At 52.4% G+C, this 23,844-nt stretch carries 20 protein-coding genes; 9 read left to right on the top strand and 11 right to left on the bottom strand.

The window, feature by feature from the left end:
• Positions 1-55 precede the first annotated feature (55 nt).
• Entirely contained in the window at positions 56-1,090 is a 1,035-nt protein-coding gene (locus Pla144_RS10265) for a hypothetical protein (protein ID WP_146450590.1), read from the bottom strand.
• Positions 1,091-1,606: 516 nt separating this feature from the next.
• Here Pla144_RS10265 and Pla144_RS10260 point away from each other — a divergent pair.
• The 4 genes from Pla144_RS10260 to Pla144_RS10245 all read left to right on the top strand — a co-directional run bounded on the left by Pla144_RS10260 (position 1,607) and on the right by Pla144_RS10245 (position 6,457).
• Complete coding sequence (locus Pla144_RS10260) at positions 1,607-3,895, top strand: diguanylate cyclase (RefSeq protein ID WP_146450589.1); 2,289 nt, start codon at positions 1,607-1,609, stop codon at positions 3,893-3,895.
• 56 nt (positions 3,896-3,951) lie between these two features.
• The gene (locus tag Pla144_RS10255) at positions 3,952-4,272 is read left to right on the top strand and encodes a hypothetical protein (protein ID WP_146450588.1); all 321 of its coding nucleotides are present in this window, start codon (positions 3,952-3,954) and stop codon (positions 4,270-4,272) included.
• A 250-nt stretch (positions 4,273-4,522) separates the two neighbouring features.
• Positions 4,523-5,134, top strand: coding sequence for a superoxide dismutase (locus tag Pla144_RS10250; RefSeq protein WP_146450587.1), 612 nt, complete (start codon positions 4,523-4,525; stop codon positions 5,132-5,134).
• A gap of 453 nt (positions 5,135-5,587) precedes the next feature.
• Positions 5,588-6,457, top strand: a complete 870-nt coding sequence (locus Pla144_RS10245) for a hypothetical protein (RefSeq protein ID WP_146450586.1) — start codon at positions 5,588-5,590, stop codon at positions 6,455-6,457.
• Positions 6,458-6,492: 35 nt separating this feature from the next.
• Here Pla144_RS10245 and Pla144_RS10240 read toward each other — a convergent pair whose 3' ends face one another.
• From Pla144_RS10240 to Pla144_RS10225, 4 genes are all read right to left on the bottom strand, one after another.
• Positions 6,493-6,816 (bottom strand): DUF6793 family protein, encoded by a 324-nt coding sequence (locus Pla144_RS10240; protein WP_146450585.1) that lies wholly within the window; start codon positions 6,814-6,816, stop codon positions 6,493-6,495.
• 309 nt (positions 6,817-7,125) lie between these two features.
• Entirely contained in the window at positions 7,126-8,094 is a 969-nt protein-coding gene (locus Pla144_RS10235; RefSeq protein WP_146450584.1) for a GGDEF domain-containing protein, read from the bottom strand.
• Positions 8,095-8,184: 90 nt separating this feature from the next.
• The gene (locus tag Pla144_RS10230; protein WP_146450583.1) at positions 8,185-8,397 is read right to left on the bottom strand and encodes a hypothetical protein; all 213 of its coding nucleotides are present in this window, start codon (positions 8,395-8,397) and stop codon (positions 8,185-8,187) included.
• Between the two features lie 98 nt (positions 8,398-8,495).
• A complete protein-coding gene (locus tag Pla144_RS10225) occupies positions 8,496-10,544 on the bottom strand; it encodes a hypothetical protein (RefSeq protein WP_146450582.1) in 2,049 nt (682 codons plus the stop codon).
• 148 nt (positions 10,545-10,692) lie between these two features.
• Between Pla144_RS10225 and Pla144_RS10220 the strand changes: the two genes are divergently transcribed.
• The 4 genes from Pla144_RS10220 (at position 10,693) to nagB (ending at position 16,729) form a co-directional block, all read left to right on the top strand.
• Positions 10,693-12,540 carry a monooxygenase gene (locus Pla144_RS10220; RefSeq protein WP_146450581.1) on the top strand — a complete coding sequence of 616 codons (1,848 nt, stop codon included), beginning with the start codon at positions 10,693-10,695 and terminating at the stop codon, positions 12,538-12,540.
• A gap of 201 nt (positions 12,541-12,741) precedes the next feature.
• The gene (locus Pla144_RS10215) at positions 12,742-13,608 is read left to right on the top strand and encodes a sugar phosphate isomerase/epimerase family protein (protein WP_146450580.1); all 867 of its coding nucleotides are present in this window, start codon (positions 12,742-12,744) and stop codon (positions 13,606-13,608) included.
• Positions 13,609-13,636: 28 nt separating this feature from the next.
• A complete protein-coding gene (locus Pla144_RS10210; RefSeq protein ID WP_146450579.1) occupies positions 13,637-14,698 on the top strand; it encodes a Gfo/Idh/MocA family protein in 1,062 nt (353 codons plus the stop codon).
• Positions 14,699-14,809: 111 nt separating this feature from the next.
• Entirely contained in the window at positions 14,810-16,729 is a 1,920-nt protein-coding gene (gene nagB, locus Pla144_RS10205) for a glucosamine-6-phosphate deaminase (RefSeq protein WP_146450578.1), read from the top strand.
• Between the two features lie 8 nt (positions 16,730-16,737).
• Here the strand turns inward: nagB and thiO are convergent, their stop codons facing one another.
• Both thiO and Pla144_RS25540 read right to left on the bottom strand, forming a co-directional pair.
• The gene (gene thiO / locus Pla144_RS10200) at positions 16,738-17,889 is read right to left on the bottom strand and encodes a glycine oxidase ThiO (protein WP_146450577.1); all 1,152 of its coding nucleotides are present in this window, start codon (positions 17,887-17,889) and stop codon (positions 16,738-16,740) included.
• A gap of 66 nt (positions 17,890-17,955) precedes the next feature.
• On the bottom strand, positions 17,956-18,192 hold the full coding sequence (locus Pla144_RS25540) for a glutaredoxin family protein (protein WP_146450576.1): 237 nt from the start codon (positions 18,190-18,192) through the stop codon (positions 17,956-17,958).
• Between the two features lie 380 nt (positions 18,193-18,572).
• On the opposite strand from Pla144_RS25540, the gene Pla144_RS10190 reads away from it, so the two are divergent.
• Positions 18,573-19,268: a hypothetical protein gene (locus tag Pla144_RS10190; protein WP_146450575.1), complete on the top strand. Its 696-nt coding sequence runs from the start codon at positions 18,573-18,575 to the stop codon at positions 19,266-19,268.
• 13 nt (positions 19,269-19,281) lie between these two features.
• Here the strand turns inward: Pla144_RS10190 and atpC are convergent, their stop codons facing one another.
• The 4 genes from atpC to atpA all read right to left on the bottom strand — a co-directional run bounded on the left by atpC (position 19,282) and on the right by atpA (position 23,791).
• Positions 19,282-19,698 (bottom strand): ATP synthase F1 subunit epsilon, encoded by a 417-nt coding sequence (atpC, locus tag Pla144_RS10185; RefSeq protein WP_146450574.1) that lies wholly within the window; start codon positions 19,696-19,698, stop codon positions 19,282-19,284.
• Between the two features lie 75 nt (positions 19,699-19,773).
• The gene (gene atpD, locus Pla144_RS10180; protein ID WP_146450573.1) at positions 19,774-21,216 is read right to left on the bottom strand and encodes a F0F1 ATP synthase subunit beta; all 1,443 of its coding nucleotides are present in this window, start codon (positions 21,214-21,216) and stop codon (positions 19,774-19,776) included.
• A 64-nt stretch (positions 21,217-21,280) separates the two neighbouring features.
• A complete protein-coding gene (gene atpG, locus Pla144_RS10175; protein ID WP_146450572.1) occupies positions 21,281-22,165 on the bottom strand; it encodes an ATP synthase F1 subunit gamma in 885 nt (294 codons plus the stop codon).
• 84 nt (positions 22,166-22,249) lie between these two features.
• A complete protein-coding gene (gene atpA / locus Pla144_RS10170; RefSeq protein ID WP_146450571.1) occupies positions 22,250-23,791 on the bottom strand; it encodes a F0F1 ATP synthase subunit alpha in 1,542 nt (513 codons plus the stop codon).
• Between the last annotated feature and the right edge of the window lie 53 nt (positions 23,792-23,844).

Below are 23,844 nucleotides of genomic sequence, written 5' to 3'. Positions count from 1 at the left end.
AAGAGAGGAGTCGACGAAAGGGGATGCAAGATATTTCTAGGATTCTCGACAAGAATCAGGCGGCTCGATGACGCTGCTGCTTGCGGAGCCGTTTGCGTTCGGCTTTGGAGAGTGGCCGATCGTAGTCGTCCTCAGGATGGCTGCCATCGATCCAAGCGGATTCGGATTCCTCCTCTTCGACAGAGACTTTGGGTTCTTCTGCTGTGGTGTGATTCGAATTAAAAGCCTTTCTGACGTTGCTCATTTCTGGGGCATCGTGCTCGATAAGCCCTTGGACATCGAGGACAACGAACCGGGCTGTAAGCAGGCAGCCCATCAGCGAGAGTAAGTAGCCCGCTAATGGCAGCGTACGAGTAATCGTTCCCAGCCAGAGTGAGTTCGTGGTTGGTGACCAGCCGATGGTACCCAAGGCAGCAACAGTGAAACACGCAAATGCTAGTAGGAAAGCTGTCAATGCTGCCCGACATTCGGCGGCGTCAATTATCAGTTTTGGGAGAACATATCCACCAACTAGCAATGATGGAAGCAGCCACCAGCCCGTGTCATTTTGCAGAAACTGCCAGCCAGTACTATTGCTGAGTAAACTTGCGAAAAGGTTGTGAAACGCACCAAAACAATTTGCGCTGAGCAGCACAGCGAATAAGCTCGCAGTTCGCCATACTCGATAACGACCTTTCAGATCGTCGATGCGATGGCGTTTTAGCAGATAGATTATATGGGCATAGGCAGAGGCGACAAGCAATACCGACGCAGAGGTCCAGGCGATCAACCTTGTCGAAAAAACCTCTGCGAGATCAATGTCAGTTCCCGAAGCAAAGAATCCCGAGAGGAAATTCGCATGGTGGGCAACCACTTCTGCCAGAACACCCAAAACCGCGCCAGCTGACAACATTAGCCCCAGCATCCGCATCCGGCGGGGGATGTAGTCGGTAATCTGTGGGTGATTTTCGATATTGGCACCCGCGCCATAGCGGGGTGTATCGCCAGGGACACGGTCAGACGCCTGGGAGTCGTAAGCCACACCTACTGTGGATTGATCTTCGTTGAGGACGCGTCGTAGTCGTCCTAAGCGTGCATTATTTCGAGCCATAGAGCCGCTTTACTAGGTTGGAATCAGTACCGGAAGGAGGTTCAAACTCTCTGATTGACGGTATCGAAATTGCCTCTTCTCGTTGCTGCGATAATAGCTGCCCGCCTGATAACGATTGCTAGCGATGGCCAGTGGACAGCGCATTGCCAGCCGACAAGCGAATAGCTTCTGTACAATCGGAATCGGCATTTTGACCCCACCAGCCGCTACGAACCCTCCTGGAACCGCATTGTAACGGTTGGGCAAATTGTGTGATTGACGATGCCTCTAGCTTGGGAGGAGGTGGTCAAGTAATTATTGAGAAGTCGAAGGCAAACAGGGGTCTTACAGGATGCGAGGAATGAGTGAACAAAAGAATGAGATATTGGATCCTCCCACTCCCCCATTCCATAAATCCCTCTGTTTCGCTAAGCGGAGTGGCTGAAAATAACCTAGTTTTGAAAAGGAAATCGGAAGGGTGTCACCTCGTAGGTTGGCAGCCGGTTTTCCGCCGAAACCGCCACATGCGTGCATCCTATGTCTGATACGACAGCAATTGATACCGAACCTCAAGAACAGTCAAACATCGCGCAATCGCAAGAAAAGTCAACGCGACTCGTGTCGACGGAATCTCGCGTTGCTGAAATCAGCTCACTTCTGCGCGCGCTGGAAGATGTAGCTGGCGGTAATGGCTTAGGTCAGCGCCGTGAGGAGGCAAAATCCCATCCCACGGTGCGTCATGAAAATAAACTAGTTCAGGTAAGGCTGGGGATGGCCAGCGGCTTGTTCACCGCCTTGCGCCAAAAGCATCCCCAGACTGCCGAACATTCTTTGAGGGTCGCCTTGGGGTGTAGTTCCTGGTCTCTGTACGCGGGATTGGATGAAGAGACACGCGACACGATCGAAGTAGCAGCCCTACTACACGACATTGGAAAAATTGGCGTGCCCGACTCGATCTTGAGCAAACCCAGTCGCCTCAGTTCCGAGGAGGAAGCACTGGTGAGAGAGCAATGTCGCCAAGGAAGCGATATTGTGGCCGAGTGCTGTGGATCGGAGCGGGTGTTAGAAGCGATTTTTCACTCGACAACTCGCTTTGACGGAGGTGAGAAAGATCAGCCGATTCGTGGCGAAGGGATCCCCCTGGTAGCTCGCATGATTGCAATTGTCGACGCATTTGATTCGATGACGACCGATCAGGTGTATCGCTCCGCATGGAGTCGTGATCGTGCTCTTCAAGAGTTATTTGAATACTCCGGATCACAATTTGATCCTCAACTAGTCAAGCAATTCCAGGAGGTACTTTCAGAACACCACGATGTATTGACCGAGCGTGTGGCTGCCCGATGGCTCAATGAATTGAGGAATTCTCATGACGAACTGCCATGGCAACCGGCTCACGAGTCGGACACTCCCGGATCAGCCAGCCGCATGGCAGCCTCAGACATACTTGCGAGACCATTGTTCGAGCAAAAACTTATCGAGGCGATACGCGATGGTGTGGTGTTTGTCGATGTTCAGGCCAAGATCACATTGTGGAACAAAGGTGCCGAGCAACTAACCGGCATCAGCCGAGGTGCCGCCACCGGACGAACCTTTGCACCGAGTTTGCTGGAAATGTGTGGCCATGGCAAGCGTCGTATTCACGATGGCTCATGTCCAGTTGCCAGGGTCTTGCGAACGAGCTCCCAGATTCGCCAGCGTTTGATGATCTTGGGTCGACAAGGAAAGTTGGTTCCGATTGACTTGCATGCCATTCCTGTTGTTAGTCGAGATGGTGCTATCTTGGGCGCCACAATCTTGCTGCATGATGCCCAGTCTGAAGCGTCTCTGGAAGAGAAATGCGAAGCTTTGCATGCTGAGGTGACTCGAGATCCGCTGACCAAAGTGGCTAATCGCGCAGAATTTGATCGAATGCAGGCCCTATTCATTGAAGCGCATGAGCAGGCCCAACATCCTTGCAGCCTGATCATGATTGACATCGATCATTTTAAGTCGATCAATGATACCTACGGCCATCAGGCAGGAGACGAGGCAATCATCTCGGTTGCGGGTTTGCTTACATCCATGTGTCGGACAGGAGACCTAGTCGCCCGCTATGGTGGTGAAGAGTTCGCCGTACTGTGCGCGGATTGCAACAACGCGCATGCGTCACGCCGTGCCGAGGAAATACGTAAGAAGCTAGAAGAAACTCCCCACTCACACTTAGGAGATCGAAGGATTACCGCCAGTTTTGGCGTGACAGAGTTGCAAGCTGGCGACAATTCGGAAACGATGTTGCGTCGAGCAGATCGGGCTCTGTTAATGGCGAAGGAGCAAGGTCGAAATCAAGTCGTACAACTGGGGAACGGCATGGAACAACAAAAGTCAAAGAAGAAATGGTGGTGGCTAGGTAGATTCTCTGGGAAACCTGTTATTGAAACGTCTCTGTCAACCGCGGTGCCTATCGACATCGCTATTGCTAAGCTGCGCGGCTTCGTTTCTGACCATCAAGCCAAGATTGTCTCGACCAAAGATAACAAGGTCGAACTAGAAATCGCCAGTTCTAAGGTCTCCTTCGACCGGCGCAAGGGTGATCGGAATATCGATTTCCGCATCGAGATGGAGTTTAGCGAGCGGCGTGAACAGAGAATGAACAATCTGGGATTTGCTGCGGGTGAATACACCTCGACAAACATCGAAGTAAAAGTGTGCCCGCGCAGAACCAGCAAGCGGCGGGGGAGTGATGTTGCCGATCGAGCTGCATTGATTCTGCAGAGTGTGAAGGCGTATCTAATGGCCAAAGAAGAATGCGAGCTGCTCGCAGAGTCTCAACTCTTGGTGTTATGAAGTAACTCGATCGCAGTTAGCAATTACTATTATCCATTGGAAAAAGAGGCAATCTGATGCGTGACGAAATCCGGCAACCGGTTGAGTGGATATCTATCCGGCGTCGTAATGAAACCGGGAAGCAAAGCTGGTCGAGCCGACTCCGCAATTCTTCGTCAACAGGTATCGTGTCTGAAAGTCTGACAGTCGATGCCGTTGACGCCGCCTTTGAAGACGTCGAATTGGAACCATCGCATCAACCTCCTCATCGGATCAATAGCGGCACATACGCAGGAGACGATCCGGTCGAATTGGTTGGAAAACTCACAATGCAACTGGCCGCCCTCGAAGCCCAATGCCATCATCTGCAAGGATTGCTCAATTCGGTAAAGAGCTGAAGAAATTGGAAGTTGGGCGTGACAAAGTTGCGCAAGGGGCGACATAATTGCCACCTAGGATTTCATGGAAGATTCCGGTTTTAGTAAATTTATCTACACTGGAAGCTGGCGCATCTGGCTCGCCTGGTGACCGATTGCCCAGCAGACTTTCCTCCTGTATGCTGCTGGATGAGCGATTCGAGGATATCTGCCTCGTCATTTCGCATATTCTGCATTCAACGTAACGCAAACATATTAGGAGGAAACCAAAATGGCTTACACACTTCCCGATTTACCGTATCCAAAAAATGCTCTTGAGCCCCACATCGATGCAAAAACGATGGAGATCCATCACGACAAGCATCACAATGCCTATGTGACCAATGTGAATGCTGCCTTGGAAGGGGCAGGTGTCGCTGAGATGTCGATCGAAGATCTCTGCCGCAAGATTGATACGGTCCCGGAGAATATCCGTACGGCTGTGCGAAATAACGGCGGTGGTCATGCCAATCACTCCCTGTTTTGGACGGTAATGAATCCCAAGGGTGGTGGCGAACCGTCAGGTCCTTTAGCTGACTCAATCGGAAGCGAGCTAGGGGGTTTCGCTGCGTTTAAAGAAGCTTTCAGCAAGGCTGCGGCGACTCGATTTGGCAGTGGCTGGGCTTGGCTGAGCGTAAACCCGGCCGGCAAGCTGGTCGTAGAGAGCACCCCAAACCAAGACAACCCGTATATGAGTGGAAACACACCGATATTGGGTTTGGATGTGTGGGAGCACGCCTACTATCTAAACTATCAAAATCGACGCCCCGACTATATTTCTGCTTTCTTTAATGTGATCAATTGGGAAGCCGTTGGCGAACGATATGCTAAAGCCAAAGGCTGAGTCACTGCCTTACTAGCTAGCGTGAAGTATTGATAGCACTTGAGCGTGCTTGCATCGCTTGTCAATCATTGACTGGTGGTGGGGACGCGGCTCAGGTGCTATTTTTCTGCGCATCTTTTGCCTCGGAACTGACATTGACCCTCCAGGACGGGTATCTATAATCCCCGCTCGCTAGCGGCTTATCAAAGTGTAGGCTCGGAGTATAGAAATCCGGTCTGCGAAACAATACCAGCCATTCGGGCTTGCCCACGAATTATGTTTAAACTCCCCCAGAACAGAATTTTTAGTGAGCAGATTTACTCAAGCTTGCCGAAAAGTGAATAAGTAAGGGTTAATCCGTTCATGCCAAATAAATGTATAGTGCGGAATAGATTGACCATTTACGTGACATATATGAATCCCTGAGCAGAAAGCCAGGGAGCAAACTAAACCAAAGACTAGGGCACGGATGCCATGCAAGTAAGACTACTTACTGCCAGCTTAGCGTTGGTTGTTGGATGTGGAGCGCTGGGCTGCAAATCAGCTCCTAAGATGGCTTGGTGGAGTTCTTCCAAGGGGGATAAGGTCGAATCCACGGCCATAGCCCATGCGGCTCCTCAGCTACCATCCGAAATTGCCAAGCAGACAGAGGCGATAAATACTGCCAATCCGGTTCAGATTTCGACGGCACCGGCATTTGCTGCGAATACTTCTACTGTAAATTCTAACGTCACGGAATCTGCAATGGCCAGTACGCCCGTGGGTGCTTATCCAAGTACCGGCGCACAAAGTTATGTGCCAAGAACCAGCGCTGCTGCAACGACGACCGCATCGACGAACGCCATGCCGTATAATCCGAACGCAGTGCCCGCCGCCAAGAAGTCGTCGGATGCCCAATCCCTCGCAACCAACGCAACACTGAATACGGTTAATTCTGCTGCAGATCGGTATGGCAATGTTGCCACAAACACCACTCAGCCTTCCTCTGCATCAGCCCCAGCGAGTGGCACCAGTTATCCGAATTTCAGTTCGCCTGTTAGCACAGGCGCCACCACTCCAGCGGTATCAAGTCCAAGCGGATTAGGTGATCGATACTCTCAGGCGAGTACGTCAAGGCCAACGCCATCCTCTAATAGCGAGCAAAAAGAAGTCCAGCAGGTACAAACTGCATCGGCCATTGCAGCGGCAGACCCCTATCGACCAGGTGGAACTGCAACTTATCCTTCAACAGCAACATCGAACGCAAAGTATGAAGTCGCCACACGACCTGCCGAGCCAGCGAGTAGTCAAGCAAAAGTGCCCAATGTGGCATATCCCGGCACCGGCACAAATCAGTACCGGTAGATCCGCGGGTAGTCCCAATCAGCCAACAAGATAGGCTACCAGCCCATGACCATGTTGGACTCGATTACTTTGCGAGCCTGTTCAAGGTCAACGCCCGTTTCGTGCATATAGAGGCGAATGGCATGTACTTTATCTCCCTCAGCCTTGGAAAGACAATCTCGGGCGGTATGGCAGACATCAAGTGAACCGGCGAGCCCCAAAGCGCTCTTAGAGATCACCCATGTATCGCGTGGTCGTTTGGTCATCCGGATGACCGAATCATTGGGATATGCATCCGTGACGACAGCCGAAGCATCGTCGTTGTCTTGCGCCCAAGTGATGATGATGTGACTATCCGTTTCGACCTCAAAGAGTGGCATGACAATCTCCTTTCTGACGGTTGTAAATGATAGAAGTCAGAACCAAGTAATCCGTTCCAAACGAATCCACCACCCTTGCCATTCTAGTTCCCAATGGTGAACTTAGTTGGCACGGGTATCTTGAACTCCGATTCTCATGGTCAGCCTAGAAATACCCACTTCAGACAGACCGTCAGTAAGTCTAATTGAAAACTCATGGCAGCGTCAACTTGTCAGAAGAATTTGCATTTTTCAGCCAAATCTCACCCCTGGGGAAGGGGCCGGACTTTGCCTGAACGCACGTCACAGTCTGCCAGTAGAAATCGCAGATTAGAGTGCAGCGAGAGCTGTTTGATGCTGAGCCGTAGATTGGTCGAGAGGATGGGATTCATCAGGCTCAGTAAGTTTCGAAGAGGGAGTCAGTTCGTGCGGACGGATCGACTTTCCCGTATGCTGGTAGAGACAACTCTTGCCGTCGCTCCTAGCACTGTACAGCGCCGAGTCAGCGCGCGAGAGTATCTTCTCTGCAGTATCTTCGGTTCGAACTTCTACAATTCCGCCGTAGAGGATCAGTGAACTGCTGGAAGACACGGATTTCAATAACCTCTGGCTGAACACAATTGCTCCTGCCAGACTAGTGTGTGGCATCAAGACCACGAACTCGTCGCTACTATATCGAGCCACGATGTCGGTGTCTCGTGCGGTGTGTTCCAGCAGACTGGCGAATTCACTCAAGCTCTTTTTCCCCACTTCGCCGTGTTCGCTTTGAATGCTAAAGATTGCTGCGGCAAAGCGACGTGAATTCTGCAAATAAATAGCCAGCAGGATGTCAAGTTGTTCTTCCATTGCTCGTCGATTGCGCAAGCCAGTCTCTCGATCAGTTCGCGAACCGGCAAAGAGGGTCAATTGATTTGAATGTTTTCGCAATTCGTCATAAGCCAAGGACAAATTACTCGCCAATTTCATCGTTGGGTTGAGCAACAGATCGGCCTCGTCACTCAGAGCCTGCCAACTTTCGTTATGGTCGGTTTTATCCAAGTAGTTCAATCGACTTTGAAAGTGATTAATCGTCGCTTGATGTTCGGAAACTTCTTCCCTAATTCGGCCGGCAATATTCTGCAACTCCCGGGCGATGCGCATTGCGCGGGAGAGTTCACCCGCCAATTGGGCATCAGTTGGCTTGCCTGATTGATTGCGGGTGCGGCTGCCAAAAAGATAGCCGATCAGCGCAACGGCACCTAGTGCAACGGTATCGGCGAGAATGACTTCAAAGCTGCCGAGTGGTGGGAAAGGTATCAATCTAAGGTCCTATGGGAAATAACTGCCAGTGGAATTCTTTGGGGAGCTTAGGCCTAACTCAAGCTGTCATATCAATTTGGGATTCTGCTCTTACAAAGTTCCCCGGTTGGCGATGCCTCGCATACAAAGAAAGCCGAACGCGGAACAAATCCCGAGTACTACCATCCACTCGACATTGCTCAAAGTCGAAAACCAGGCCCAAGTTTCGTTGAGCATCTGAATGAACCAATTTTGAACTTGATAAAATGTATTCATTGCGAAGACCTCGATTGCGTGGGTGGGGACATATCTCTTCTCAACCATAGGTTGGAATCCATACAAGGTCTTGCCAGGAGAGCGTTCCGCGAACCAATGGCAAACGATAGCGTCGTTAGGAACCGTGCAACCAGAATGATCCCTATTTACCGAATGCCTGGGTAGGTATTGAGGGTATCATCCACTGCATACGGGGGTGGCAGCTTGTACTCAGAGGCTGGGGATTCAGTGGTGGCAGGTGGCATTGAGTTATTATCATTACCAGAGCTCATCAGGGAGTTGACAATCTCTTGAGGCACCTTATATCCGATGGCCAGCCAGTTTTCGGATGCCTGGACACCGAGCAATTCCAGCGAACTAAGTACCCCGGTTTGTCCCCCCTCGGGAATGATGACCCCTCCTCCATCGAGAACTGGTGCAAAGAATGCACCGAGTTTCCGTTGCAAAAGATCGCGGTTGTGAGAATCAAGCTGCGAATCGAGTTGAACGTCCCCTTCTCTCTCGAGATAGTAGTCGCCGAATTCGTTCTGTTTCAATTGATAGCGGACCGTGGCCACGGTTGAAGCCGTGAAACGCTCGCCATCCACTTCAAAGGCAGCAATTCTCATTTTAAAGCTGAAGTGATTGGAATTAGGGATTTCAAGTTCCAAAGGGCGAGGCTTATCTGCAATGATTGCCCACCGTTGAGTGCGGGCATGGACCATTAAGTCTAGGGGAAGCGTCGGTTGCAGTACCTTGGCGTACTTCATGAAGTATTCATCCGTAAACATCTTCCCAGCCATTATCGTTTCGAGCAGGTTGTTGACGAACGAAACATGTATCTGACCCACCACGTCGGCATCTGGAAAGTGTTCCGGACACGGTAAGGCGGCACCAAATTGTTCTCGACGACCTTCGTGAATGTTAACAGTTACGTTGTGGTCGGATGATTGTGTGCCGGAGAAATAAGGGGCCGCCCCCTCGCGGACGACAGGGGCAAACACTTCGCTGAATTGACCCATGGCAGATCGCATGTGGGATATTTCCAAGCGGATATCGTCGATAGCCGAGCCGACGCGTTCGTCCATTTCTTCTTTCAGGAGGTTTACCGTCTTCTCACGTGATCGCCTGTCCATCATAGCCCGTGACTCAGTTTCATTGACTCGCCGCTCGCCAATACGTCGCACAAAGTTTCTCTCTGCTGAGACTTGTCCAACACTTGTTCGAACTTGGGGTTCGACAGCCGTATCGCGGACTTCGATTCCCTCGGGTCCAAAAGTGACAGGGGTAAAAGCAGAGACAGGGCCTGCAGTGTGAATGTTAAATGAAATCGGCCCCGCGGTTGCGTGGCAAAGAGAGTTGACTTCACCTTGATATACAATATTGAGTTCAGCAAGCAGAGGATTGGGGACAAGTTCCAGGGATATCGCTCCCTGAGTATGTGCCATTCCCTGCACATACACTGTGCGGGATCTTTGAAAGCGTCGTTTGGTTGGCGTCTGACTGGAATCACTCACGGCCAGGCTATGCTCGACTGAGGTGTCTTGTGTGGACATGACATCGAGGATCAGCGGCTTGGCCACTACTAACTGTAGGTTGGGGTGGGACATTGACGAACGCAGGATGGCAGTCTCTGTCTCCAATTGGCGTGTTTTCTCCAACCAACCGAGTGTACGTCCTAGCGCAGCAGCGTTGGAATCACTGGGGTCAGTCAAAACGGCCTGCGCCTGTTGACGAGCCAGCGCAGCTTTCTTGATGAATTCGCCGCGCAGGTCAGGATGCGATAAAGTGTAAGCCGCGTCGAGATAGGCATCAGTAGCCGACCGAAGGTCAGCAAAGAATGGATACTCTGTTCCTTTGCGATTGGAGTACATCCATCTTCGCGACAGTTCGATGTCAGAGACTTCGATGGTCTCTAGCGGCCCGAGATTTTTTTCCAGTTTTTCCCAGTGAAAGTGGTCTTTCCAAGGCTGGGCGTATTCTTGGCCTTGGCTGTCCAGGGCATTCCCCACGCGATCGAGTTCAGCGCGCAAGACATCTTGAGTTTCTTGGAACCAGGATTCAGGGGGCTGCACGAAACGTGATTCGGCATCGGCCAAAATGGCCGATGGATCAACATTTGGACGCACAGGTTCCAGTGAGGCAGCGTCAGTTTGCAACGCCATGCCGGCAAGTATGGCGCAGAGTTGACACCAGCATACTGAGTTGTAAATCATGGGAAGTGTCCAGGTTGTCGGGCAATGGAGTGTTTTTTTGAACTAACATTGTATGTGTTACGGCGATTTCCTGTGAAAGCATAAGTTGCTTTTTGGGCATGCAAGCCGTTGAATGATCATAGAATCGACCTCTTGATGCGAAGTTGCCATGAAACCTTCCAGAAAAAATAGGCTCTTGTTCCCGCTTATAGCGGTTATGTCGCTAGTAACTTCTGGCAACCTAACTGCCGCCTCCCCCGTCTTGACGGGACGCTGGGGAGACACCCACTTGCCACAGCAATTGGCATACAACTATGAGTCGAAGCAAAACAAGGCGTTGGTCGTCGTTGCTTTTTCGACGAAGTGCCCATTAGTACGTCGGTTGGTTCCCATGCTGAATGAATTGCAGAAGAACTATGATGATGCAGGAATTCAGTTTATTGCTTTGTTTCCTAATGGTAGCGACGATTTGCAGTCCATCGCCGGCTATGCCTTAGACACGGGTCTTGTGTTTCCTGTCTTCAAAGACGATGCAGAGAATCCCTGGCACGAGCAACTCGAGCTGAAGACCACCCCTCAGGTGACCGTGCTCGATACTCGCAGTGGGTACGATCCCGCAAAAGTCGTTTATCGCGGACAAATTAATGGCATGTGGTTCGGAGGAGGAACAGCGGACGCGAAGCAAGAATATCTCGCTGACGCATTAGTGGCATTCCTCCAGGACGAAAAACCTTCGCTCAGTGAAACCGCCGCGTCAGGCTGCGCCATTGCCAAGCACGCCCCGCGAGATCTTAGCAAATATCAATCGGTGACCTATCACCGAGAAATTGCTCGCCTCCTACAAAACCATTGTATTAGCTGCCATCGCGAAGGGGAAGCTGGAGCCGAACTTTTTAGCACATTCGATGACTATGAAACTGTGGCCTCTATGAGCGAGGTGATGCTAAGCCGCATGGAAAATGGCTTAATGCCCCCGTGGCATGGCAGAACGGACGCTGGTGGAGAAACAGGAGGTTTCAAGCACGATGAGAGTCTTAGTGCCGGACAAATTGACACGTTCCGAGCTTGGGTAGAAAACGGGTGCCCGGCTGGGGACCTTGCGGATTCTCCTCCACAACAAGAATGGCCTTCTGCTCAGGATTGGGCCATTGGTGAGCCAGACTTTGTGTTCGAGATGCCTGAGCCATATGTGGTTCCCCTGTTTCGACTTGATGAATATCAGTTTTATCGGGTGACGGCCAACTTCTCCGAAGATCGCTATATCCAAGCGATCGAACTCAAGCCGGGTAACCGGGCGGTAGTGCACCACATCGGTGCCATCGTCGGACCACACAATGAAAAGCAACTTGTCGCCACTCAAGCGATGTTTGAGCTATATGGCCTGACAGGCGACAAAGTGAAGAAAGTGGGTGATTACATTGCTGGTGACCCGTTCAATGCTCGCACCTATGCGGATGACTTTGCGCTGAAGTTGCCTGCGGGACAAGATATTTTCTTCGAGATGCACTACACCCCAACGGGCAAAGAAGAGAAACCGGACGTGTCGCGGATGGGGATCCGTTGGGCCAAGCAGAAGCCGGAACATGTATTAGAGACCAAGGTATTCAACCGTAAAGATATTCGCCTGCGGCCCCACGACATGCACTATGAGAAGGCCAACTACTATCAGTTTCCCACGGACGTTTTGATCTATGCCCTCGCACCACATATGCATTATCGTGGTAAAGACTTCTCAATCTATAAGGCGGAAAACCCCGGCACTCCTGAAGAGCACCGGGAATTAATCATGAAGATTCCGACCTATGACTTCAATTGGCAGCGGACTTACGAATTTGTCAATCCAGTGCGGCTCAAGGCAGGTGATGCGCTCTACACGGTAACGCATTTTGACAATTCGCACTACAATCCCAACAACCCAGACCCTGAAGCACTGGTGAAGTTTGGATTACTCTCTGCCCAGGAGATGCTCAATCTTCGCGTGAAGTATGAAGTAGTGGATTTCGGGCCGGTGCAGTAGTATCCCATTTCGGATAACATCTCGTCTCAGCCTGGAACTGGTGCTACTTCATCTTGTCCCCGGCCAATTAGTGTCACAGAGGGGCTAGACCGATATCTATTCGGCTTATAACGTATACGTCTGGTGGCTTATCGACCTCGCGGTTTTGCCAGGACGACGGGAAATTGCCGTTCTATTTGTTTTGCGCCGGGAACAAAAAACATGAATCTCTCAGTTGCTGACCACTGGCCTCTTGGCGTTTTCACGAGTATTGATGCCGGATTAGGAGTCAACTTTGATGTTCTAGCCGATCTTCAGCTCACGACGATTCAGCTTCATGCACCCAAGGCCGAGCGGCGGTCACCGGAAGAGGTTGCCGAAGTGACCGAGCGTTTGCAGCGGCTTGGCATCAGGGTGACTTGCGTGTTTGCCGGGTTCGCTGGCGAAAGTTATGCAGATATTCCCACAGTCGAGCGGACCGTGGGGCTTGTCCCCGCCGAGACTCGGGAAGAACGAGTTAAGGAGTTGTTAGAAATTGCCGACTTCGCCTCTCAACTAGGAGTAAAAGCTGTGGGGCTTCACCTTGGTTTTGTGCCCCACGATCCCAAGGAAGAGACCTATCAGCAAGTAGTGCAAATGATGCGCGAGGTGTGCGACTACTGCGATAAGCAAGATCAGGCAATTCATCTTGAAACCGGCCAAGAGCCGGCCGACGTGCTGGAGGGTTTTCTAGAGACCGTCGGGCGAGAAAACTTGTTTGTCAACTTCGACCCGGCCAACATGATTCTCTATGGCTGCGGGGAACCTCTTCCTGCACTGGAACGGATCGGGCGGTTTGTGAGGAGCGTGCATTGCAAAGACGCTAAGTGGTCGGATCGTCCCGGTGAGACCTGGGGCACGGAAGTCGCTTTGGGTGAAGGAGACGTGGACTTCACCCAATTCATGCGCATACTCGAAATGATTCGGTACACAGGACCGCTTACCATCGAGCGAGAAATACCTCAAAATCCGGCCCGCCAGCTTGAGGAAATTGGTAGTGGGGTGGAGCTGCTGCGCCGAACCATGCAATCCCTGAACTTTTCAAGTTAATCACTAGATTCCCACTTGCGCGGGAAAGATGGGCACTATCAACATCATGCTGAAAGTTGGAATTGCGGGCATTGGATTCATGGGGATGATCCATTACCTGAGTTATCAGAAAATCCGCGGTGCAAAAGTTGTCGCAATTTGCGAAAAAAATCCACTGCGATTAACGGGAGACTGGCGTGGCATCCAGGGGAACTTTGGCCCGGCCGGCACGTTGATGGATCTCTCGGGCGTGGCTACCTACAGCGACGTCGATGAGATGCTCGCCAATGAGCAAATTGATGCCGTCGACATCACGCTTCCTCCCTCGCTGCACGAAGAGGTGGCCGTGAAGTCCCTCCGTGCTGGCAAGCATGTGTTCTGCGAAAAACCGATGGCACTCACTCCGGCTGCCTGCCGACGAATGTCCGCGGCTGCCGAGAAAGCGGGTCGGACGCTCCTGGTCGGTCATGTTCTGCCGTTTTTCCCAGAGTACAGTTGGGCCCTGAAAGCGGCTCGTAGTGGTCGCTATGGCAAACTGCTCGGAGGAAATTTCAAACGGGTGATTGCTGACCCCAGTTGGCTCGCTAATTTTTGGCAGGCTGATCAGGTGGGGGGGCCCATGTTGGATCTGCATGTGCATGACGCTCACTTTATTCGGTTGCTCTTTGGCATGCCTGAGGCCGTTTCGACCACCGGTCGGACGAAGAACGATCTCGCCGAGTATTGGCATTCGCATTTTGACTATGGGACTCAGGGCCCTGTGGTGCAAGCGACTTCTGGAACCATACCCCAGCAGGGCCGACAGTTTTTACATGGGTTCGAGATACATCTCGAAAAGGCAACCATGCTGTTCGAGTTTGCCGTGACTGGCGATAAGGCGGAGTATCTCTGCCCACCAACGTTATTGCGGCACAACGGGAAAGTGGACTATATCGCCTTGGCAGGCGAAGACCCCCAACACGCATTTGAAGCCGAACTCCGCGAAGTCGTTCGAAGTATTAGTTCTGGAGAAACCTCTAAAATACTCGATGCCCAACTGGCTCTGGACGCGATTGTGCTGTGCAATAAACAGGCGGAAAGTCTACGGAAACGCCGCGTAATAAAGTTATAGTTTTTCGCAGAATCGCGACTAATTACACGTTGCCAAGAGGTGTCGGCTCAATTCATAATAAAGCGACACTTAATAATTCACGAAGCACCTGAAATCGAGAGTCCCGACTGCATGTCCCCAAGTGAAAAGATTCCCTGTCAAGTTTTTCGTTTGGCCCGTGAAGCTAGCCACTATGTAGCTTCCGAGATAGCTGCGTTCATTCGCCAGCGAAGCGACGAAGCCAAGATGTGTGTATTGGGCCTGGCCACCGGCAGCACGCCAGTGAGTGTGTACAACGAACTTGTGCGACTTCACCGCGAGGAAGGACTCTCATTCAAAAACGTCATCACGTTCAATCTTGACGAGTACTTTCCAATGCAGCCCAATGAACTGCAGAGTTATGTGCGGTTCATGAATGAACATCTTTTCGATCATATCGACATCGAGCGAGGCAATATCCATATTCCCGATGGAACCCTTGCGGAAGAGGATGTTCCCGAATTTTGTCAGCGGTATGAAGAGCAGATCGCCGAGGTGGGTGGGATCGATATCCAACTCTTGGGCATTGGCCGCACGGGTCATATAGGTTTCAACGAGCCAGGTTCGGGCCGCAATAGTCGCACGCGCATGATCACGCTTGATCGGGTTACTCGTGGGGATGCTGCGAGCGATTTTTTTGGCGAAGAGTATGTCCCCCGGCGAGCGATTACTATGGGAGTCGGGACCATTGCCGGGGCCGCACAAATCTATCTGCTTGCTTTTGGTGAAGGGAAAGCCCAGGTTGTTGCCCAGTCGGTTGAGGGACCCATCACACCGAACATCCCGGCGACCTATTTGCAGGAACACCCGAATACCCGTTTCGTGCTAGATGAAGCCGCAGCAGAGAATTTAGCCCGACTTCGCTGTCCTTGGGTCTTGGGTGACGTCGAGTGGGATGATGCGACGATTCGGAAGGCCGTTATCTGGCTGGCAACTCAACTCGATAAGCCGATCCTCAAGCTCACGGAAGAAGACTACAACGAGGAGAGCTTACAGGAGTTGCTTGCAACGGTGGGGTCGGCCTATGAAATCAACTTGCGAGTATTTCGGCACTTACAATCGACGATCACCGGCTGGCCTGCTGGAAAGCCCGAGCACGCCAAACAACCCGGCGACCGTCGGCAAACCTATGATGACGTGTTCCCCAAGCGGGTTTTGATTTTTTCGCCTCATCCAGACGACGATGTTATTTCGATGGGAGGAACTCTGATCCGATTGGCAGATCAGGGACACGAAGTCCACGTCGCTTATCAAACCTCCGGTAACATAGCCGTGTTCGACGATGACGCAATTCGCTTTGCTGAGTTTGCCGCAGAGTTTAACCGACATTTCAACATCGATCACGAGCGCGTGGACAGCTTGGAATCTCACGTCGAGCAGTTTCTGAAGCACAAAACTGCTGGACAGGTCGACAGTCCCGAGGTGCAGTCGATCAAAGGAATGATTCGCCGCGGCGAGGCACGAGCCGCTACTCGTTACTCAGGTGTACCGTCAGAAAAGTTGCACTTTCTGGACATGCCCTTTTATGAGACCGGTCGGGTCCGCAAGAAACCACTCAGCGAAGAAGACATAGCCATCACAGTTGACCTGCTCGAAAAGATCAAGCCTCACCAGATCTACGCGGCGGGGGACCTCTCCGACCCGCACGGGACACACCGCACCTGCTTGAGCGCGGTTTTCCAGGCGTGCAATCGAGTGAAAGAACAAGATTGGTACCATAAGTGCGTCGTTTGGCTCTATCGCGGGGCATGGCAGGAATGGAGCCCGCACCAAATTGAGATGGCCGTACCCTTGAGTCCTCGTGAATTAATGCGCAAGCGGATTGCAATCTTTAAGCACCAATCGCAAAAGGATAAAGCCCTGTTCCCAGGTTCCGACCCGCGCGAATTCTGGCAACGGGCGGAAGACCGCAACCGCGCGACTTCCGAATTTTATGACGCCCTGGGACTGGCCGAGTACGAGGCGATCGAAGGCTTTGTTCGCTGGAATGGGGACGCTGAGGGGATTCTGTGATCGCCAAGTTATCTGGCACGCGAACTCTCCCCCTGCCCTCGACAGTTGTCCAAGTCGTCTACATTCACTTCAGGCGTCTGACCCAACATCAGTGATCGCATCACCACAGCGGTCCCCGTCGAAAGCTGGATGCCGGCTCGGAAGTGGCCGGCGGCGATCCAGGCGTTTTCTAGCTGGGGCAGTTTTCCCAGGAAAGGCTGCCCATCAGGGGTAGCCGGCCGCAGGCCAGCCCAGTGGTGTTTCAGTTGAAAATCACGTAGGGCTGGGAATAGATCGTGAGCGAATTTAAGCAAATCTCGTTTCGCTTCAGCAGTCGTTTGTTGATTGAAACCGACTTCTTCTTGTGTTGCTCCCACGAGAATACTGCCATCGGTTCGAGGCATCAAATAGGATTGCCCGACATTAATGATCCCTTTGAGCAACCCAGAAGGACCTTCGAGTAGTAAGACTTGTCCGCGAACGGGCCGTAGGGGGATTTCCAGATCTAGACTTTCGGCGATTTGCCCTGTCCAGCAACCTGCGGTCAAGCAGAATTGGTCTGCAGTAATCAGTTTGCTGTCAGAAAGGGCTGCCTGGAGGCGGTTTCCCGACTTTTCAAACCCCAGCACCTGGCAGTTAGGTTCTAGGTGTACCCCAGATTTCAGGCAGGCTGCTTCGAGTGCTTTGAGGTGCCGCGGTGCACGGAGTTGTGCCTCGGCAGGCAAAAGAACTCCCCCATGCGTGGTAGACAATAGAGGTTCGACGTCTGAGAGTGCTTTTTGGTCAATTCGGTGGTATTCTATACCCCATTCATCCCAGAGCTTGCATTTTTCGACGAGTTGCTCTTCGGGGCCATTTACATCTGCGGGCAGATACAGGGCACCTGTCTTCCTATAGCCGGTATCGATGCCGGTGAATTCACGTAATTTATCGTGCCATTCGCCATGTAGACGCTCACTTAACCCTGCAAGTTGGTCGAGGGATGAGAAGCGTGGCCAGATTGCTTCTGGAGGTCCTGGAGGAAGCATCCCCGCAGCGGCCCAAGAGGCCTCACGACCGAAATCTCGCCTATCGGTAAGGCATACTCGGACGCCTTGCTGCGTGAGTTCCCAGGCCAGTGATAGACCGATGATCCCGCCACCAACAATTAGAACATCGAATTTTTCGGAAGTTTTCTGCATTCTTAACAGGTGTTTCGGGATTCACTGCGAATTAGAATGCTTGGGAATTCAGACATTACTGGAGTCTTACGCATCGGACTTGCCTTCAGTTAGGAGGCGACGAAGCAATACGGGATCTACCTTGGATCGGAACCGAATCTTTCCATTAATTTCAACGACAGGAACGCATGTGTCGAATTTGTTGCGAAGGCCCTCGTTGGAATCAATGTCTACAAGAGTTGGCTCCAATCCATGTTGATGTAACACATTGAGTGCATCATCGCACAAGTGGCAACCTGTTCGCGTGTAAAGAATTACGTCCATTCTCGCGGCATATGTTTCTGGGCTCTAGTTGGAGCGCTTAATGACAAGGTCGCGAATGTGCGAATTTCCATTGCACAACTCCTCCATCCATCCCTTCTGGTCTTCGTGAGGGCCCACTGTCAAGCCCTGGGAAACCCCCTAAAAGAGGGGGTGTTGTCCAATTGCTAAGTCTAATCAGAATAACACTTTACAGCAATTTCGTGGAAGCGAAGTGGCCGGGTGAGTAGGATGGAATAAGCTTCCAGTGGGTCCTTAAACACTTATCTGGGGCCATTGAGAGCTGTCATCCCCCAAGCAGTTCTCATTATTTCTTGTACGCTTCGACTCTCGACTTGAAGGTCAGCTGCCAAATCCTCCCCTTATTGGTATCGGATGCGACGATGAATACTCGACGTCAATTTCCTCTCCGAAATAACGGCTACCAAGCAAAGAAATCGATTGTACCCTCTGTGGTTCGGCTATCACAGCGCGGGCGTCGGCTGAAACTAGGCAGTCGCGACACAAAAGATGCGTTTTCGCCACCTGAGGATTGGCATGAACCAACTGAGGGCAGCGAACAGTACAGAATTATCGTACAAGACCCAGGGCCAGGCTACCAGCATATCTTGACTCCCGATCAAGTGCGAAACAGGTTGGCGGAGCTTCCTCCGTCGTTTCTCCGCGCTCTGGAATTCGTTCAATTCAGCCGAATGACTCGCAAGAAGCAGAGTTTCCCCTGCTACGGCATGCAATGGGGTGCCACTCTTTATCTCTATCCGCTGGAAGAATCCCGTGAAGAGTTGTTTTTTTCCCCACCTCGCCCCGAAGTGGTGAATGAAGCAAAGATGTACGGTGGTCGCTGGGATCGTCCTGATGACTTTACATGGCGGCTGAGTTGGAGCGAAAAGGCTATTCAGGATTACTACCTGAACAATATCCTTATACACGAACTAGGCCACCTACTCGACAATCGGAACTCTAACTACACCGATCGCGAAAGGTACGCTGAGTGGTTTGCCATACAGTACGGCTATCTTGCCAGCGGGGGACGCAGCGCTCGACGGAAAGCGGTGCGTCGTCGCCATCACGGATCCTAGACTGGTCCGAAACTTATTTAGAATTCAGTCCGACTCGCAATTGGGCACGAGATTGGGAGATCTGTCGATCGCGGATGGCAAGTGCCTCTTCTCCGCCTACTTTCCGCGTGAGTGCCTCAGCGAGTTGCTCTGAAGCGGAGACGGTATCGACGGCACTAGCCTTTAGCGACCGGTTGGTGAGCACCGAGACCACGTTGTCTACCACCTGTACAAACCCGCCATCTACGTAGTATCGGTCGGATTCACTGCCCGTTCTTAATCTCAGCTCCCCATAGCCCAGTCGGCCAATCATCGGGCTATGGCCTCTGCCGACACCCAACTCCCCGTCGAATAACGGAATCGCTATGAAATCGGCGGTTGCATCCAGCACCGTCTCTTCAGGCGTGACCACGATGCAGCGGAGTTGGGAGGTGGGGGATGCTTCGGACATGCTAGAACCTTGTTAAATAACCAATGACGAATGAACTAAGACCAAGTAATGTCTCATGGTCGGTTTCGTCATTCACTACTTCTTCTCGCTTTTCTTCCACTGTTCTTCGGCTTGCTCAATGACGCCTACATACATAAAGGCGTTCTCGGGGAGGTGGTCCCACTTGCCATCGCATATCTCTTCGAAACTGCGAATTGTTTCCGACAGCGGTGTGATCTCACCCGGCTTGCCAGTGAAGACTTCAGCCACAAGGAACGGTTGGGAAAGGAACCGCTCGATTCGGCGGGCTCGATGCACGATCATCTTGTCTTCTTCGGAAAGCTCGTCGACACCAAGAATCGCGATGATGTCCTGCAATTCGCGGTAACGTTGCAACGTGTTCTGAACACGGCGGGCACAGTTGTAATGACGGTCGCCAACATACTGCGGATCGAGAATTCGGCTTGCCGAGGCAAGCGGATCGACCGCCGGGTAGATACCTTTTTCCGAAATCGAACGTTCGAGATACAAGAACGCATCCAACTGGCCGAAGGCGGTGGCAGGGGCAGGATCGGTGGGATCGTCCGCAGGCACGTAGACGGCTTGCACCGAGGTGATGGCCCCGTTGCTGGTTGATGCGATTCTTTCCTGGAGGGCCCCCATTTCGCTGGCCAACGTAGGCTGGTAACCCACCGCAGACGGCATACGTCCCAACAGGGCGGATACTTCGCTACCCGCTTGCGAAAAGCGGAAGATGTTATCGACGAACAAGAGCGTGTCCGCACCCGTCTTGTCACGGAAATACTCGGCCATCGTCAAAGCGGACAACGCCACGCGAAGTCGGGCACCTGGCGGTTCATTCATCTGACCGAACACCATGCAGGTCTGATCGATAACACTGCGGCCCGTGTCGCCAATCTTGGCTTCTTGCATTTCCAGCCAGAGGTCCGTTCCTTCGCGGGTCCGCTCCCCTACCCCGGCAAACACGGAGTAACCACCGTGTGCCGATGCTATACGGGCGATCAACTCGGTCAGAATGACCGTCTTGCCCAGACCGGCACCGCCGAACAACCCTGCCTTACCACCGCGAACAAACGGGGTGAGCAGATCGATCACCTTAATGCCGGTTTCAAACAATTCGGTTTTGGTCGAGAGGGCATCGAGCTTGGGCGCTTCACGATGTATCGGCCAGCGCTCCTCAGCATCTACAGGTCCGCGGCCATCGACTGCCTCGCCAAGCACATTGAAGACTCGGCCGAGGGTGGCCGTACCGACTGGGACCGTTACAGGCCCACCCGTGTCCATGCAATCCTGGCCCCGGATCAATCCGTCAGTGCTGCCCAAGGCGACACAACGGACTCGACCGCCGCCGAGTTGTTGCTGGACTTCGCCGGTGAGATTCAGCTTCACCCCTTTGTGCTCAGAAACAACCTTCACGGCATTGTAAATTGCCGGCAGATTCTCTTCGTCGAATTCCACATCAAAAGTGGAGCCAATCACTTGGGTGATATGGCCAATGTTTGTTGCGGTTGCTGTCATAAAACTTTCGCTTCTCCCGGCGACGTGTTAAGTCGCGGCTCGATAAAAATGCTAACTGTGAAAACTATTTGAGGGCTTCGACGCCGCCGATCAGGTCCATCAATTCCGAAGTAATCCGACCTTGGCGGGCACGGTTGTATTGCATGCTCAGGGTCTTAATCAAATCTCCGGCGTTCTCGGTAGCACCCTTCATGGCTACCATGCGGGCAATTTGCTCGCTCACCGCCGAATCGAGAAAACATTTGAACAGCTTCACTTTGAAGCTGGTTGGTACAACTTCCTCCAAAATGCTCTCCGGCGAAGGGAGAAAGTCGTACTGAGGACCACTCGTAGCTGCTAACTCCGCTTCAGGTGCCGAGTCACCCAGCGATCCGAGCGGCAATAGAGTCTCGACGGACACATTTTGCCGAGAAACACTTTCATATTTCATGTATACGACGTCGAGTCGATCAATCGCCCCAACCGTGTACTCATCCAGATAACGGTTGGCAATCAACTCCACTTCAGTGAAAGACGGCCTATCTTCAAAGTGGGTGTAAGTCTGATCCGCGACATGGCCGCGAAACTTGAAGCCACCGATGCCTCGCTTGCCGGAAATCTCTAAACGACACTCTGGAACTTCCTCCTTCAACTGCTTCCAACGATCCAGAGCGGCACGAATCAGATTGCCATTGAAGCCACCACAGAGACCACGATTGGCCGTAAGCACAAGCAACACTGCTCGATCAGTCTTCTCGCGTTGTTCCAACAGCGGATGACTTACTTGCAAGCCTGTCTTGGCAAGATCAGAGACCAACTGAGTGATGCGATCAGTGTACGCAGTGGCCGCCGCCGCTCGATCCATAGCTTTCTTGAATCGTGCCGTGGCGATCAGTTCCATGGTCCTCGTTATCTTGCGGATATTGCGGACTGACTTGCGGCGTTGATCGAGTTCTCTGGGATTGGCCATTGATAGTGGCTAGTGGCTAGTGGTTGGTGGTTGGTGGCTAGTTGTTAGTAAGGCGAGCCGGATGCGTTAGTTACTGGTCTGGTTCTACGCCAAAACGGCTTCTTGTTTCTTTTCGCCTGTGCCTTGGAACTGGGTGCTGAATTCTTCAATGGCGGACTTGATCTTTTCGGTCAGGTCGTCGTCCAGGTCTTTCTTGCTGGCAAGTTCGTCGCGAATTTCAGATTTCTGGTCGGACATGAAAGTGAGGAATTTCTGTTCCCACTCTTGCACACGTTCGACGGCGACTTTGTCTAGAAATCCACGTGTGCCCGCAAAGATCACGAGCACTTGGTCCACGACATTGAGCGGTTTGTACTGCCCCTGCTTGAGGAGTTCGACCATGCGATAACCACGATCCAGGCGGGCTTGGGTAGCGGGGTCGAGCTCGGTTCCCAACTGGGCAAAGGCCTCAAGCTCGCGGAAGGCTGCCAAGTCGAGACGCAAACCACCGGCTACCTTCTTCATCGCTTTAATCTGAGCCGCACCACCCACACGTGACACTGATATACCCGCATTCATCGCAGGCTTCACCCCCGAGAAGAATAAATCCGGTTGCAGATAGATCTGCCCGTCAGTAATCGAAATCACGTTCGTGGGGATGTAAGCGGATACTTCTCCTTCGAGAGTCTCGATGATCGGCAGCGACGTGATCGAGCCGCCTCCGAGTTCATCGGAAAGTTTGGACGACCGTTCCAACAATCGGCTGTGACAGTAGAACACGTCACCCGGGAAAGCTTCGCGGCCTGGAGGACGACGCATAAGGAGCGACAGTTCTCGGTAGGCGACGGCTTGCTTGCTTAGATCGTCATAGACGACCAAGGCATGGCCCCCTTTGTACATGTAATATTCGGCCATGGCCGTCCCCGAGTACGGGGCGACATATTGGAGCGGGGCAGGTGTACTCGCGCCGGAAACGATAATCGTGGTGTAATCCATGGCACCAGAATCACGGAGCTTCTCGATCACACCGGCGACGGTGGACTCCTTCTGACCGATGGCCACATAAAAGCATTTCACGCCGGAATCGCGTTGGTTGATAATGGCGTCGATGGCGATGGCTGTCTTGCCTGTCTTGCGGTCGCCAATGATCAGTTCGCGTTGGCCACGGCCAATGGGGGTCATAGCGTCGACGGCCTTGATGCCAGTTTGCAGCGGTTCGCACACAGGTTGACGCTGGGAAACACCGGTGGCAATGACTTCCACTTCGCGGCGCTCGTTGGTGACGATCGGGCCCTTCCCGTCGAGAGGGTTGCCAAGGGGATCGACCACGCGGCCCAGGAGTTCGTCACCTACGGGCACGCTCAAGAGCTTGCCTGTGCTGCGAACTTCTTCACCCTCGTTGATATGCAGGTAATCACCCAGGATGATCACACCGACTGAGTTTTCTTCGAGGTTGAACGCCTGGCCAGTCACGCCACTCTCGAATTGCACCATTTCTCCTGCCATCACATCGGAGAGGCCGTAGACCTGGGCAATGCCGTCGCCCACTTCCAGCACACGACCCACGTCGCGGACATCAATCTGAGATGAATAGTTCTCGATTTCTTTTTGGATGACAGAAGCGATTTCGTCGCTGTTGAACTTCATAGAAGCTCTCCCGGGAATCTAAATGTTTGGTTTCTTATTAATTTGATAATTTG

Origin of the sequence: Bythopirellula polymerisocia, assembly GCF_007860015.1 — a bacterium.
Classification (GTDB): Bacteria; Planctomycetota; Planctomycetia; order Pirellulales; family Lacipirellulaceae; genus Bythopirellula; species Bythopirellula polymerisocia.
Note: the sequence above shows the minus strand (reverse complement) of the source record. Positions and strands in the feature narration are given on the sequence as shown.

Coding starts and splice junctions, on each gene's coding strand:
- atpD (WP_146450573.1), bottom strand. CDS start 21,216: ATGACAGCAACCGCAACAAACATTGGCCATATCACCCAAGTGATTGGC.
- Pla144_RS10225 (WP_146450582.1), bottom strand. CDS start 10,544: ATGATTTACAACTCAGTATGCTGGTGTCAACTCTGCGCCATACTTGCC.
- Pla144_RS10190 (WP_146450575.1), top strand. CDS start 18,573: ATGAATACTCGACGTCAATTTCCTCTCCGAAATAACGGCTACCAAGCA.
- atpG (WP_146450572.1), bottom strand. CDS start 22,165: ATGGCCAATCCCAGAGAACTCGATCAACGCCGCAAGTCAGTCCGCAAT.
- atpA (WP_146450571.1), bottom strand. CDS start 23,791: ATGAAGTTCAACAGCGACGAAATCGCTTCTGTCATCCAAAAAGAAATC.
- Pla144_RS10210 (WP_146450579.1), top strand. CDS start 13,637: ATGGGCACTATCAACATCATGCTGAAAGTTGGAATTGCGGGCATTGGA.
- thiO (WP_146450577.1), bottom strand. CDS start 17,889: ATGCAGAAAACTTCCGAAAAATTCGATGTTCTAATTGTTGGTGGCGGG.
- Pla144_RS10240 (WP_146450585.1), bottom strand. CDS start 6,816: ATGCCACTCTTTGAGGTCGAAACGGATAGTCACATCATCATCACTTGG.
- Pla144_RS10215 (WP_146450580.1), top strand. CDS start 12,742: ATGAATCTCTCAGTTGCTGACCACTGGCCTCTTGGCGTTTTCACGAGT.
- nagB (WP_146450578.1), top strand. CDS start 14,810: ATGTCCCCAAGTGAAAAGATTCCCTGTCAAGTTTTTCGTTTGGCCCGT.
- Pla144_RS10245 (WP_146450586.1), top strand. CDS start 5,588: ATGCAAGTAAGACTACTTACTGCCAGCTTAGCGTTGGTTGTTGGATGT.
- Pla144_RS10220 (WP_146450581.1), top strand. CDS start 10,693: ATGAAACCTTCCAGAAAAAATAGGCTCTTGTTCCCGCTTATAGCGGTT.
- Pla144_RS10260 (WP_146450589.1), top strand. CDS start 1,607: ATGTCTGATACGACAGCAATTGATACCGAACCTCAAGAACAGTCAAAC.
- Pla144_RS10250 (WP_146450587.1), top strand. CDS start 4,523: ATGGCTTACACACTTCCCGATTTACCGTATCCAAAAAATGCTCTTGAG.
- Pla144_RS10265 (WP_146450590.1), bottom strand. CDS start 1,090: ATGGCTCGAAATAATGCACGCTTAGGACGACTACGACGCGTCCTCAAC.
- Pla144_RS10230 (WP_146450583.1), bottom strand. CDS start 8,397: ATGGTTGAGAAGAGATATGTCCCCACCCACGCAATCGAGGTCTTCGCA.
- atpC (WP_146450574.1), bottom strand. CDS start 19,698: ATGTCCGAAGCATCCCCCACCTCCCAACTCCGCTGCATCGTGGTCACG.
- Pla144_RS10255 (WP_146450588.1), top strand. CDS start 3,952: ATGCGTGACGAAATCCGGCAACCGGTTGAGTGGATATCTATCCGGCGT.
- Pla144_RS25540 (WP_146450576.1), bottom strand. CDS start 18,192: ATGGACGTAATTCTTTACACGCGAACAGGTTGCCACTTGTGCGATGAT.